This is a genomic window from Pseudoalteromonas sp. NZS100_1, from assembly GCF_015864285.1.
GTDB classification, from domain to species: domain Bacteria; phylum Pseudomonadota; class Gammaproteobacteria; order Enterobacterales; family Alteromonadaceae; genus Pseudoalteromonas; species Pseudoalteromonas arctica.
On record NZ_JADYXN010000006.1, the window covers coordinates 162,092 to 175,186 of the forward strand.

General features: G+C 41.0%; 9 protein-coding genes. 7 read left to right on the forward strand and 2 right to left on the reverse strand.

Annotated features, from left to right (window positions below; genetic code table 11):
* Positions 1-31: 31 nt before the first annotated feature.
* On the reverse strand, positions 32-1,279 hold the full coding sequence (gene hutI, locus I6F66_RS06360) for an imidazolonepropionase (protein WP_197119287.1): 1,248 nt from the start codon (positions 1,277-1,279) through the stop codon (positions 32-34).
* A gap of 119 nt (positions 1,280-1,398) precedes the next feature.
* Here hutI and hutC point away from each other — a divergent pair, with 119 nt between their 5' ends.
* From hutC to hutH, 3 genes are all read left to right on the forward strand, one after another.
* A complete protein-coding gene (hutC, locus tag I6F66_RS06365) occupies positions 1,399-2,106 on the forward strand; it encodes a histidine utilization repressor (RefSeq protein WP_007582045.1) in 708 nt (235 codons plus the stop codon).
* Positions 2,107-2,180: 74 nt separating this feature from the next.
* Positions 2,181-3,854, forward strand: coding sequence for a urocanate hydratase (gene hutU, locus I6F66_RS06370; RefSeq protein WP_197208940.1), 1,674 nt, complete (start codon positions 2,181-2,183; stop codon positions 3,852-3,854).
* 2 nt (positions 3,855-3,856) lie between these two features.
* On the forward strand, positions 3,857-5,392 hold the full coding sequence (hutH, locus tag I6F66_RS06375) for a histidine ammonia-lyase (protein WP_197208941.1): 1,536 nt from the start codon (positions 3,857-3,859) through the stop codon (positions 5,390-5,392).
* Here hutH and I6F66_RS06380 read toward each other — a convergent pair.
* Positions 5,389-6,159 carry an NADP-binding protein gene (locus I6F66_RS06380; protein ID WP_197208949.1) on the reverse strand — a complete coding sequence of 257 codons (771 nt, stop codon included), beginning with the start codon at positions 6,157-6,159 and terminating at the stop codon, positions 5,389-5,391. The genes hutH and I6F66_RS06380 overlap by 4 nt on opposite strands.
* A gap of 117 nt (positions 6,160-6,276) precedes the next feature.
* Here I6F66_RS06380 and I6F66_RS06385 point away from each other — a divergent pair, with 117 nt between their 5' ends.
* From I6F66_RS06385 to I6F66_RS06400, 4 genes are all read left to right on the forward strand, one after another.
* A complete protein-coding gene (locus tag I6F66_RS06385; RefSeq protein WP_197208942.1) occupies positions 6,277-8,304 on the forward strand; it encodes a methyl-accepting chemotaxis protein in 2,028 nt (675 codons plus the stop codon).
* Between the two features lie 372 nt (positions 8,305-8,676).
* A complete protein-coding gene (gene secA, locus I6F66_RS06390) occupies positions 8,677-11,391 on the forward strand; it encodes a preprotein translocase subunit SecA (protein WP_197208943.1) in 2,715 nt (904 codons plus the stop codon).
* A 68-nt stretch (positions 11,392-11,459) separates the two neighbouring features.
* Positions 11,460-11,858: an 8-oxo-dGTP diphosphatase MutT gene (gene mutT / locus I6F66_RS06395; RefSeq protein ID WP_007582062.1), complete on the forward strand. Its 399-nt coding sequence runs from the start codon at positions 11,460-11,462 to the stop codon at positions 11,856-11,858.
* 13 nt (positions 11,859-11,871) lie between these two features.
* On the forward strand, positions 11,872-12,939 hold the full coding sequence (locus I6F66_RS06400) for a phosphotransferase enzyme family protein (RefSeq protein ID WP_165728098.1): 1,068 nt from the start codon (positions 11,872-11,874) through the stop codon (positions 12,937-12,939).
* Positions 12,940-13,095: the final 156 nt, after the last annotated feature.

A 13,095-nucleotide genomic window follows, 5' to 3' on the forward strand; every position in this document is an offset into this window, starting at 1 on the left:
CCAGATTATATGTGGGCAAAAATAATACAAACTAGTTAATTCTACCCAAAATCCATAAATTTAACAGTTTATTTACGCCAAATTGGTAACTTAATTGTGATGGATGACTTATTTGCCAATGCGCAATATCAGCTCTTGCACCAACCTTTAAAATACCACGGTCGTCTAACCCTAGTGCTTTAGCAGCATTGCGAGTAACACCTGCCAATGCTTGCTCGGGTGTTAATCTAAACAATGTGCATGCCATGTTCATCATCAAGTGCACTGAGCACAGCGGTGAAGTGCCAGGATTAAAATCACTCGCAATAGCTATAGGTACTTTATATTGATTAAGTAACTCAATAGGTGGGAATTGTGTTTCTCTTAAAAAATAAAATGCACCGGGCAATAACACCGCGACCGTCCCAGCGTTTGCCATGGCTTTTACACCCTCTTCATCGAGATGCTCAATATGATCTGCCGAAAGGCCATTGAACTGCGCCACCAGCTCAGCACCATGTTGATTAGATAACTGCTCAGCATGGCATTTTACTGGGAGGTTATGCTTTTTAGCCGCCTGGAAAACACGTTTGGTTTGCGAATAACTAAAGCCTACATTTTCACAAAATACATCGACTGCATCAGCAAGATTATTAGCCACTACCTGATCAAGCATGTCAGTACATACCAAATCAATATATTCATCAGCACGGCCTTTGTATTCAGGCGGTAGAGCATGCGCCCCTAAAAAAGTAGTTTTAATATCAATAGGATGATGCTCACCTAATAAACGAGCTACTTCTAATATTTTTATCTCGTTTTCAGTATCTAGCCCATAGCCTGACTTTATTTCAACAGTGGTTACACCTTCTTTTAACAACGTATTTAAGCGATCTTTTGCATCAACAAATAATTGCTCTCGATCGGCTGCTCTCGTCGCTTTAACCGTACTTGCTATGCCACCGCCTTGTGCCGCAATTTGCTCATAACTTACACCCTGCAAGCGCTGCTCAAACTCTTGCGACCTTGAACCTGCAAACACTAAATGTGTATGACAATCTATTAAGCCCGGCGTTAACCACTGCCCTTTTATACTCAATGTCGGCGTTGCAAACACATCAAAACTGGGCAATGTTGATTGCTCTCCAATCCACGCAATTTTACCATTTTTGATAGCTATAGCAGCATTTTCGATTGCGCCATAAGGGGCATTTATATTGCTATCCATAGTGGCAATATTGGCATCAGTTAAAAGTAAGTCAATTTCTTCTAACTCATAATTTTTTGTTGTGCTTTGCATTTTACAGCCCTTTTTACGCCCAGAGTGATGAAAATATAGTCTAACAACCCATCTTGTATATACAAGGTAATTGTGTCATCTTATTTATATAGTTTATTTTTAATGTAACCATAAATTTAATGACGACACCTAAATTTGCGCAAATAAAACAATTCATTGTTGATAAAATTCGCAGCGGTACGTGGCAAGAAAACCAACGTGTTCCCTCTGAAAACGAACTAAGTAGTCAATTTAGTGTCAGCAGAATGACAGCCCGCCGAGCACTAAGCGAGTTAACCGAGGCAGGTATTTTAACCCGCAGCCAAGGGTTAGGTACATTTGTAGCCACATTTAAATCGCAGTCATCGTTACTCGAAATAAAAAACATTGCTGATGAAGTAAAGGAACGTAACGGCAACTACACCTGTAGTGTACTTATACTTGAATCAATAAATGCAGTCGCACCTATTGCCATTGCACTTGGTGTTGAGATTGACAGTGTTGTATATCGAAGTGTACTCGTGCATAACGAAAACGACAGCCCCTTGCAGCTAGAAGAGCGTTTTGTAAACCCTGCACTTGCGGCTGGTTACTTACAACAAGACTTTAGCACGCTTACACCTCATGAGTATCTATCTAGTGTTGCACCACTTACCCAAGCGAGGCATACCGTAGAGGCTATTATGCCAAACAGCGAAATGTGCCAATGGTTAAACTTATATAACGAAGAGCCATGCTTACAAGTTATTCGACGCACATGGTCTATTAACGGCATTGTAAGCTTTGCGCGCCTTGTATCACCTGGTAGTAAATATCGCTTAGGTGGTCACTTAACATTTAAAAAATAACACACAACAAAGAAAATGCGCTTACTGCGTTTTTTTTATAACAAATCATCTTGTATATACAACAGGAGTAAAACATGAACAACCGACTCGATACAAGTCGCGTAATACGTGCACCTCATGGCGATAAAATAAGCGCTAAAAGCTGGCAAACTGAAGCCGCTAAGCGCATGCTAATGAATAATCTAGATCCTGAAGTTGCAGAGCATCCTCATGCTCTTGTTGTATATGGTGGTATTGGCCGAGCAGCCCGCGATTGGCCAAGTTATGACAAAATTATAGAAACCCTCGATAGACTCGAAAGCGACGAAACCCTACTTGTACAATCAGGAAAGCCAGTAGGTGTATTTAAAACTCACAGTAATGCACCGCGTGTACTTATTGCCAACTCAAACCTAGTTCCACACTGGGCAAATTGGGAACATTTTAACGAGCTCGATAAAAAAGGCTTGATGATGTACGGCCAAATGACGGCAGGCTCTTGGATTTATATTGGCTCGCAAGGCATTGTACAAGGCACTTACGAGACCTTTATAGCTATGGCAAAACAGCACTTTTCGGGCAGTGCTAAAGGCAAATGGGTATTAACAGGTGGCCTTGGTGGTATGGGCGGCGCACAACCGCTTGCCGCTACAATGGCAGGGTTTAGTGCACTTGTTGTTGAATGTGATGAAAGCCGTATCGATTTTCGTATAAAAACAGGCTACGTTGATGTAAAAGCAACAGATCTTGAACATGCATTGCAATTAATAACCAATGCATGCATAAAAGGTGAGGCCCTCTCAGTGGGTTTACTTGGTAACGCTGCCGATGTATTTAGCACACTCGTTAAAACAGGTATTACCCCAGATGTAGTTACAGATCAAACATCAGCTCACGATCCTCTCAATGGATACTTGCCACAAGGTTGGACCATGGAGCACGCAGCAGAAATGCGTGAGCAAGATCCAACAGCTGTAGTAAAAGCGGCTAAACAATCAATGGCAGTTCAAGTTAAAGCGATGTTGGCGCTGCAAAAAGCGGGGGCAGCAACAACAGACTATGGCAATAATATTCGCCAAATGGCGTTTGACGAGGGCGTTACCAACGCGTTTGATTTTCCTGGGTTTGTACCCGCCTATATTCGCCCTTTATTTTGTGAAGGTATTGGCCCATTTAGATGGGTTGCTTTATCGGGCGATCCAGAAGATATTTATAAAACCGATGCAAAAGTAAAAGAGCTCATTCCTGATGACGCACATTTACATAATTGGCTTGATATGGCGCGTGAACGTATTCAATTTCAAGGCCTGCCAGCACGTATTTGCTGGGTTGGACTAAAGGATAGAGCACGCCTTGCACTGGCTTTTAACGAAATGGTTAAAAATGGCGAACTTAAAGCCCCTATCGTTATTGGTCGTGACCACCTCGACTCTGGCTCCGTTGCCAGCCCTAACCGTGAAACCGAAAGCATGAAAGATGGCTCAGATGCGGTATCGGACTGGCCATTACTCAACGCACTGCTTAATACCGCAAGTGGCGCTACTTGGGTGTCACTTCATCATGGCGGCGGTGTAGGTATGGGCTTTAGCCAACACTCTGGTGTGGTTATTGTTGCAGACGGAACAGATGAAGCTAAAGAGCGTATTGCTCGCGTACTGTGGAACGACCCTGCAACGGGCGTAATGCGCCATGCTGATGCTGGATACGACACAGCAAAAAACTGCGCTAAAGAGCAAAATTTAGACTTACCAATGTTAGACAAGGAATGATTATGTTCGAACTTACTCTCACGCCAGGCTCACTTGATTTAAACACACTGAGAAAAATTAATAATTCACCGGTAAAGTTAAGCCTTGTAAAGCATGCCGAGTCACAAATAGCAGCAAGCGCACAAACCGTTCAAAACGTTATTAATGAGCATCGTACCGTATACGGGATTAACACCGGCTTTGGGTTATTAGCTAATACCAAAATAGCCGACGACGAACTTGAATTATTACAGCGCTCCATTGTTCTTTCGCACGCTGCAGGCATTGGCGAATACATGGATGACAGCACAGTAAGGTTAATGATCACCTTAAAAGCTAACTCGCTTTCGCGTGGCTACTCGGGTATTCGCCTGCAGGTAATCCAATTTTTTATGCAACTACTTAGTAGCGAAGTATATCCATGCGTGCCTAAAAAAGGCTCTGTGGGAGCATCGGGCGATTTAGCCCCCCTTGCACATATGTGTCTACCTTTATTAGCTGAAGGCCAAATGCGACATAAAGGAAAAATAATTAGCGCAGCACAAGGGCTAAAAATAGCAGGGCTTGAGCCCCTTACCCTTGCAGCAAAAGAAGGCTTAGCTTTGTTAAACGGCACACAAGCGTCTACGGCGTTTGCATTACAAGGGCTATTTAGAGCGGAAGATTTATATGCACAAAGCTGTGTTATTGGCTCTATAAGCATAGAAGCCGCAATGGGCAGTCGTGCTCCGTTTGATGCGCGCATTCATGAAATTCGCGGTCAGCGCGGACAAATAGACACCGCGCAAGTATTTAGAGAGCTGCTCGATACGCACTCCCAAATTAGTGACTCCCATGTTAATTGTGAAAAAGTACAAGACCCTTACTGCTTGCGCTGCCAACCTCAAGTATTAGGTGCTTGCCTTACGCAAATACGCCAAGCCGCAGAAGTATTGCTATGCGAGTCAAACGGTGTAACCGATAATCCATTAGTGTTTGCTGATGTAGGCGACATAATATCGGGCGGAAATTTTCATGCAGAGCCAGTGGCAATGGCAGCTGACAACCTCGCTATTGCTATTGCCGAAATTGGTGCATTAGCAGAGAGGCGAATTGCATTACTTATCGATTCAAACCTGTCTAAACTACCGCCATTTTTAGTTGAAAATGGCGGCGTAAACTCAGGATTTATGATTGCTCAAGTTACCGCTGCTGCGCTTGCGTCAGAAAACAAATCATTAGCACACCCGGCGTCAGTCGATAGCTTGCCAACATCGGCAAATCAAGAAGATCATGTCTCTATGGCAACCTTTGCAGCAAGGCGTTTGGGTGAAATGGCCAATAATACCCAAGGTGTTTTAGCTATTGAATGGTTAGCGTCGGTTCAAGGGCTAGAATTTAGAAAGCCGCTTGAACCATCAAATAAAGTGCAAAGCGCCAAAGCATTATTACGCGAACATGTTAGTTATTACGATAAAGACCGCTACTTTGCACCTGATATAGAAGCTGCCAATACATTACTAAGTGAGGGTAAGTTATGCGACTTTATTAAGTGCAGTCCCCTACCTTCAGCATATTAAATACCATACTGGTAAGTAAAACCTAACGCCTCAATAGCTGAGCCAATAACTTTGCGCTCAGCTTTATCATTACTGGTAAAGCGTGGTAAATCACCACCATGTTCTGCACACTTTAATGCGTAATATTCAGCTTTTGTTGGATGCGCAGGGTTAACTACATTATAAATACTTTGCCCTACTTGCCAGTGCTCTATCACCGCAAAAACAGCATTAATTACATCTTGTTGATGCACCATATTTACTACTTGCTCACTTGATGTATTAAGCTCTTTGCCTGCCACAAAACGACCCGGTTCTCTATTAGGCCCTAGTAATCCAGCTAAACGCAGCACTTTCCCGTCTTGCTCAAGTACTTGCTCTTCTGCCTCATAGAGCTTTATTTGGCGCTCGTTTGTGCATGAAATATCGCAACTTTCGCTATATACACCAGGCTCTTGATCGTATACCCCGGTTGATGAGCATAATAAAAAGCCCTTTGCGTTTAACTCCTTTGAGAGCTTAAGCGCTGCGGTGAGTGTTTCAGGATAATTACTTTCACTGTCCCTGCTACGTGGTGGAATAGCACATACCCAATAAGCATTTTGTAAATCAACTTGATGTCTTAATTGCCCATCTTCAAGTGTAAACTGACGCTCAAAATCAAACTCGTGTATATCTGTTCTATGCGTTCCTTGTACTTGCCAATCAGCTTTTTGCGCACTTACGCATAAAGCATGCCCTAACCAACCTGCACCTAATACTACTAATTTATTAGCTTTAATTTCCATTTTTTGCATAACCCTTCATTTTAAACGCATAATTAGTGCTTTTTATCTAACTTTATAGAGATTTTCAGTAATATATGATTAGATATAATTTCATAAATAATAAAAATACGTGCACTCATGCTAAATAATTTATCATTACGGAAGAAAATATTATTATTGATTGGTGGAACAATTACCGTTTTACTAATTATCGCATCAACATTTTTTGTTAAACATATTGCCAATCTCTCCCGAGAAAATATAGAGAACGAAGCGCAAAGTTATCTACAGACCGAGCAACTTTCAATGCAAAGCTACTTTGCAATGTACGGTAAAATGGTATCAACCTTTGTTAATAACCCGCATTTAATCAACTTTTTTGAAAATTGGGATACTCGCGATCAAGCACTTGAAAGTGCGCCTGGTTACAACGAAGTAAACCAAGATTTTGTGCGTTTAAGCTCAAACGACGAAAACATTTTATCGGCCTTTTTTGCCTCAGCAACCACCGGTGAATACTTTAAAGAAAATGAACGTACAAGTCACTACAACGGCCAGCCTTATTACGCCTACAAGCGTGGTTGGTGGCAAGAAGCCATGCAAGTTAACAAACTTTATGTAGGTCCAATCTCTGTTGATTTAACCACAGGCGTAGCATCTGCAGTAGTACAACAACCTGTTTATAACGCACAGCGTAAACTCATTGGTATGGGCGGTGTTGATTTACAACTAAACAAAATTAACGACATGGTCGAAAATATTCGCTTTAACGGCCAAGGTTATGGATTTTTACTCGATGGAAATCAAAAAGTAGTTCACTTTTCAAAAGCCACTGGACACAAACTTTCAATTACAGATGAAGGTGCAAACGGTAAAGAAGGACTCGATGCGCTTGAACAACAATTTACAGATACCGCAGGCTTTAAAGAGTTAAACACACAAATGCGAAATAACCTTAAAGGCAGCCAAATGGTTACTTTTAAAGGCGAGCAGTTTTATGTGGTTTACCATCGTCTGCAGTTAGAGCAGCCTTATATAGATTGGTATGTAGGCTTACTTATTCCAACTAGTATGATTGAAGCGCCAGTAAATGCCGCAGTAACCGCAACAACAACTGCAGTAATTATTATCTTAATTATTATATTAGCCATGATTTTATGGGCTACCCATATGATTTCAAAACCCATTACAACGCTTACACACATTATGCGTGATATAGCATCGGGCGAAGGCGATCTTACTCAAAAAATTGATATTGATAGCCAAGATGAAGTGGGACAGCTGGCCAATCATATGAACACTTTTATTGACAAATTACGCGCCATGATGCTAGAAACCGCAGCGCAAGCAGAACAGCTAAGTAATGCAGCAGCTCAGCTAAGACATGTTTCTGAGCAAACTAATTCTGAAATTCAGCAAGAGAAGCAGCAAGTTGATAGCGTCAGCGCCGCGGTAACTGAAATGGCGACTACTGTGCTTGAAATATCACGTAATGCACAACATACAAATAACGCAGCTGAAGAAGTACAAGCAATCACTGCAGAAGGTGCTAGCCGCTCTACACAAGCACAAAAAGTAATGACTGAACTTGCGCTACATATTGGTGAAGCATCTAAAGTGGTTGCAGGCCTTGAACAGGAAAGTAATAACATTGGTGCATTAGTCGATGTAATTAACTCAATTGCCGATCAAACCAATTTACTTGCACTTAATGCCGCTATAGAGGCAGCACGAGCTGGCGAACACGGTCGAGGCTTTGCCGTTGTTGCGGATGAAGTACGCTCACTAGCAAGTCGCACACAAGAATCAACAGACGATATTCGCAATATGATTTCGCGCTTGCAGCAAATAGCCCAGCAAGCCTCGGTTATGATGCAACAAGGGCAAGACCAAACCGAGGGTTCAGTGCTTCAAACTAAAGAAGTACTTAGCTCTTTGCACAACATTGCGCAATCGGTTACTAAAGTACAAGACCAAAGCCATCAAATAGCCACCTCAACTGAGGAGCAAACAGTTGTTGCTGAAGATATTAATACGAGCCTTTCGGCAATTAATAACCTAGTGAACAGCACCGCTGATCATGCGCATACGCTCGCTGACGAAGCTCGTGATTTAAGTGATTTAGCGGCGGCGCTTAACAAAACGGTTAATCAATTTAAATTATAAAAATACTCATTTTATAGCTGTGTTTAAGTGCAAAACTTAAGCACAACTATAACCCTTGTTTTTAATTTATTTAGCACCATATCTTTACAGTTCGCTGCTATTTTTACTGTAATTGAGTAATACAAAGTTATTTTTACGAACCAGATCAAATTTTTCGATTTTATACACAGATCTTTTTATTGAGATAGTTTGTTGTTTGCCAGAGTCTGGTATAGTAGCGCACGTATTAAACAGTTCTTTTTGAACGGTTTAATACAAAATTGCTAATTAATATGTTCTAAGTGTTACTTAAAAGCACATATTAATTACCAATTGTTAAAAATGGGTTAGCCGATACTCGGCTAACAAAGAATACATTGTAACGGTTTTATCATGATATCTAATTTATTTACCAAGCTTTTTGGTAGTCGCAATGACCGCACTATTAAAAACTTAAGAAAGACGGTCGCGCTAGTAAACGCGCTAGAAGCGCAACTTGAAGCGCTTTCTGATGAAGATTTAAGAGCTAAAACAGCTGAGTTTAGAGAACGTTACGATAACGGACAAAGCCTTGACGACATTCTACCTGAAGCTTTTGCTGTGGTACGTGAAGCGTCAAAGCGTGTAAATGGCATGCGTCATTTCGACGTGCAGTTATTAGGTGGTATGGTTTTACATCAAGGTCGCATTGCAGAAATGCGTACCGGTGAAGGTAAAACACTAACAGCTACCCTACCCGCTTACTTAAACGGCTTAACAGGTAAAGGCGTCCACGTAATTACCGTGAATGACTACCTTGCTAAGCGTGATGCTGAAACCAACCGTGCGTTATTTGAATTTTTAGGCCTTACTGTAGGCTGTAACGTACCTGGTATGATGCCACAGCAGAAGAAGCTAGCTTATACTGCTGACATTACATACGGTACTAATAACGAATTTGGTTTTGACTACCTTCGTGACAACATGGCCTTTAGCATTGATGAGCGTGTACAACGTCCATTATTTTATGCTGTAGTCGATGAAGTGGATTCAATCTTAATTGATGAAGCGCGTACTCCGCTTATTATTTCAGGCCCAGCTGAGGATAGCTCTGAGCTATACACTGAAATAAACACCATCGTTCCTTTACTTGAGCTTCAAGAAAAAGAAGACGAAGAAGGTATTGAAGGCGACGGCGATTACACTATTGATGAAAAGTCTAAGCAAGTTCATTTAACAGAACGTGGTCAAATTAAAGTAGAAGAGCTACTTACTGAGCGCGGCTTAATTGAAGAAGGCGATTCGCTTTATTCAGCAGCTAGCATTACGCTACTAAGCCATGTTTATGCTGCTCTTCGTGCTCACAAGCTATACCAAAAAGATGTTGATTACGTTGTAAAAGAAAACGAAGTAATCATTATCGATGAGCATACTGGTCGTTCAATGGAAGGTCGTCGTTGGTCAGAAGGTTTACACCAAGCTGTTGAAGCTAAAGAAGGTGTAAATATTCAAAACGAAAACCAAACATTAGCGTCTATTACATTCCAAAACTACTTCCGTTTATACGAAACGCTAGCTGGTATGACAGGTACTGCCGATACTGAAGCTTTTGAGTTTCAATCTATCTACGGCCTAGATACGGTTGTTATGCCAACTAATAAGCCGATGGTTCGTGATGATCGCGCCGACTTAGTTTACCTAACGCAAGAAGAAAAATACGAAGCTATTTTAATTGATATTAAAGACTGTCAGGACCGCGGACAACCCGTGCTTGTAGGTACTATTTCAATCGAAAGCTCTGAGTATTTATCACAGTATTTACGCAAAGAAAAAATTAAGCACAACGTGCTTAATGCCAAATTTCATGCGCAAGAAGCTGATATCGTTTCAGATGCTGGCCTACCAGGTACGGTAACAATTGCAACCAACATGGCCGGTCGTGGTACCGATATCGTGTTAGGTGGTAACTGGAACAGTGAAGTTGAAAAACTTGAAAACCCAACTGCTGAGCAAATTGCTGAAATTAAAGCTGCTTGGAAAATTCGCCATGATGCGGTAATTGATGCTGGCGGTTTACATATCATTGGTACTGAACGTCACGAATCTCGTCGTATAGATAACCAATTACGTGGTCGTTCTGGTCGTCAAGGTGACGCCGGTTCTAGTCGTTTCTACCTATCGATGGACGATGCACTAATGCGTATCTTCGCTGGTGAACGCATGACTAATATGATGCGTAAACTAGGTATGCAACGCGGTGAAGCAATTGAACATCCATGGGTAAACCGTGCGATTGAAAATGCACAGCGTAAAGTAGAAGCACGTAACTTTGATGTTCGTAAGCAATTGCTTGAGTACGATGATGTAGCAAACGATCAACGTCGCGTTGTTTACTCTCAACGTAATGAGCTACTTGAAGAAGGCGATATTTCAGAGACTATCACAGCAATTCGTGGTGATGTTCTTGCTAGTGTAATTGATCAATACATTGCACCACAAAGCCTTGCTGAAATGTGGGATATTCCTGGCCTTGAAGAGCGTTTAAAACAAGACTTCTTACTTGAGTTGCCAATCACTCAGTGGTTAGCAGATGACAATAAACTATACGAAGAAAAACTTCGTGAGCGTATTGAGCATGCGGTTGAGCAGTCATACAAGCAAAAAGAAGAGCAAGTTGGCGATTCTGTTTTACGTCAATTCGAAAAAGCGATTATGCTACAAAGTCTTGATCAGCATTGGAAAGATCACCTTGCTGCTATGGATCACTTACGTCAAGGTATTCATTTACGTGGTTACGCGCAAAAGAATCCTAAGCAAGAGTATAAGCGTGAATCGTTTGAGCTGTTTTCTGAAATGCTTGAAAACTTGAAAGTAGATGTTGTAAGCATCCTAAGTAAAGTACAAGTACGCGCAGAAGAAGATGTTGAAAAAGTAGAAGAGCAACACCGTAAAAGTGAAAATGCTCCTCGCGAATACCAACATGAAGAAGCTGAGCAAGTAGGTGGCGAAGCGCCAGCACCAGAAACAGCTACTGTAATGGCTCGTACAGAACCAAAAGTAGGTCGTAATGACCCTTGTCCTTGTAAATCAGGTCAAAAATTCAAACAATGTTGCGGTAAATTAAAATAGCCCAGTATTGTTATTAGCTTATTAAAAAGCGGCGCTAGCGTCGCTTTTTTTTATGGAGTTTTAAAGTAATGACTATAGAAATTGTACATGTAGCTGTTGGTGTTATTAAGAAAAATAACGCTATATTCATTTGTAAACGCGCAGATGAACAACATCAAGGCGGTTTATGGGAATTTCCTGGTGGCAAAGTAGAAGCAGGTGAAAGTGTTTTTGTTGCACTTAAACGCGAGCTTATTGAAGAAGTTGGATTAACAATTCACAGCTCTAGCCAACTTATGGTGATTGAACATGACTACGGCGATAAGTGCGTTAAATTAGATGTGCACGTAGTGAGTAACTTTAGCGGTGAAGCACATGGCGCTGAAGGACAACCTAGTGAATGGGTAGCAATTAGTGAATTAGAAAATTATGATTTTCCTGAAGCTAATGCTGAAATTATCGAGAAAATAGTAGCCCGATACGCATAATTAAGTGAGCACAATGAACATCTCAATACAAAATAAGCTAAGCGAACAATTAGCATTAAATCCTGAGTTAACTCAAGTTAGTGTGATTGGTAGCGGCCATATAAATAGTACATGGCTACTTACGTGTATTGATAAACAGTTTATTGTGCAAAAACTTAATACTGAGGTATTTAAATACCCTGCTCAGTTAGTAAGTAATGCAAAACTAATTGAGCAGCATTTAAATACCAAACAACTACAAAGCAACTACCCCCTTGAAACAGTTAAGCATATAGCCATACAAAACAACGAACACTTAATAGAAATTGATAGCGCGCATTATCGCGTCCTTAGCTATATTAGTGACAGTTACAGCGAAGACGTTGTTAAAAATGCGCAACAGAGCGAGCAAGCGGCTTACGCCTTTGGCGTATTCGCCCATGCATTACAAGATTTTGATGCACAACAACTACATATTGTAATCCCTGATTTTCATAACTTAGCGATGCGCTTTGAGCAATTAAATACCGCAATCACAAATAACTCTGTAAATAGAGTAAAGCACTGCGCTGACGAAATAGAATATTGCTTATCGCAGCAGCATTTAATTACCGAGCTTAGTAGTATAGCTAAGCAGATACCACTTAGAGTGTGTCATAACGATACAAAAATAAATAATATGCTGTTTTGTAGTGCAACTCACAAAGCAAAAGCAGTGATTGATTTAGATACCTGCATGGCGGGATTTAGGCTTTATGATTTTGGCGACATGGTACGCACTTTCTGCTCCCCCGAAGCCGAGGATTCAACAAACTTACACAACGTTATTATTCGAAAAGATATATTTTCAGCCATTGTTAAAGGCTATGTAACGCCATTAAAAAGTAGCATGAGTACAAAAGAACAAGAAAGCCTGCTGCTAGGCGCTAAAATAATGCCGCTCATGTTAAGTGTGCGCTTTTTAACTGATTACCTAAATAACGATGTGTACTTTAAAGTGGCTCATGCAGAGCATAATTTAGAGCGAGCACAAAACCAACTCGCGCTTTATAAAAACATACTCAGTAACAAAAAATGGATGCACCAATACTTAATGAGCTAAAGCTTATTTAACCTGAACTCTGGTTAAGAGATTTATTAACGTATTGAATCATGGTGATATTTAAATTTATTTTCTCTAGTCAGAGATTTTTAGTGAAAACAAGGCGAATTTACGCGTCAATAGCTGGCCTATTGCAAGTAAATTCAACGCAGTTAG

Excerpts from the sequence above, each read along its gene's own strand:
- hutI (WP_197119287.1), bottom strand. The coding sequence starts at position 1,279 with ATGCAAAGCACAACAAAAAATTATGAGTTAGAAGAAATTGACTTACTT.
- hutC (WP_007582045.1), top strand. The coding sequence starts at position 1,399 with ATGACGACACCTAAATTTGCGCAAATAAAACAATTCATTGTTGATAAA.
- hutU (WP_197208940.1), top strand. The coding sequence starts at position 2,181 with ATGAACAACCGACTCGATACAAGTCGCGTAATACGTGCACCTCATGGC.
- hutH (WP_197208941.1), top strand. The coding sequence starts at position 3,857 with ATGTTCGAACTTACTCTCACGCCAGGCTCACTTGATTTAAACACACTG.
- I6F66_RS06380 (WP_197208949.1), bottom strand. The coding sequence starts at position 6,159 with ATGGAAATTAAAGCTAATAAATTAGTAGTATTAGGTGCAGGTTGGTTA.
- I6F66_RS06385 (WP_197208942.1), top strand. The coding sequence starts at position 6,277 with ATGCTAAATAATTTATCATTACGGAAGAAAATATTATTATTGATTGGT.
- secA (WP_197208943.1), top strand. The coding sequence starts at position 8,677 with ATGATATCTAATTTATTTACCAAGCTTTTTGGTAGTCGCAATGACCGC.
- mutT (WP_007582062.1), top strand. The coding sequence starts at position 11,460 with ATGACTATAGAAATTGTACATGTAGCTGTTGGTGTTATTAAGAAAAAT.
- I6F66_RS06400 (WP_165728098.1), top strand. The coding sequence starts at position 11,872 with ATGAACATCTCAATACAAAATAAGCTAAGCGAACAATTAGCATTAAAT.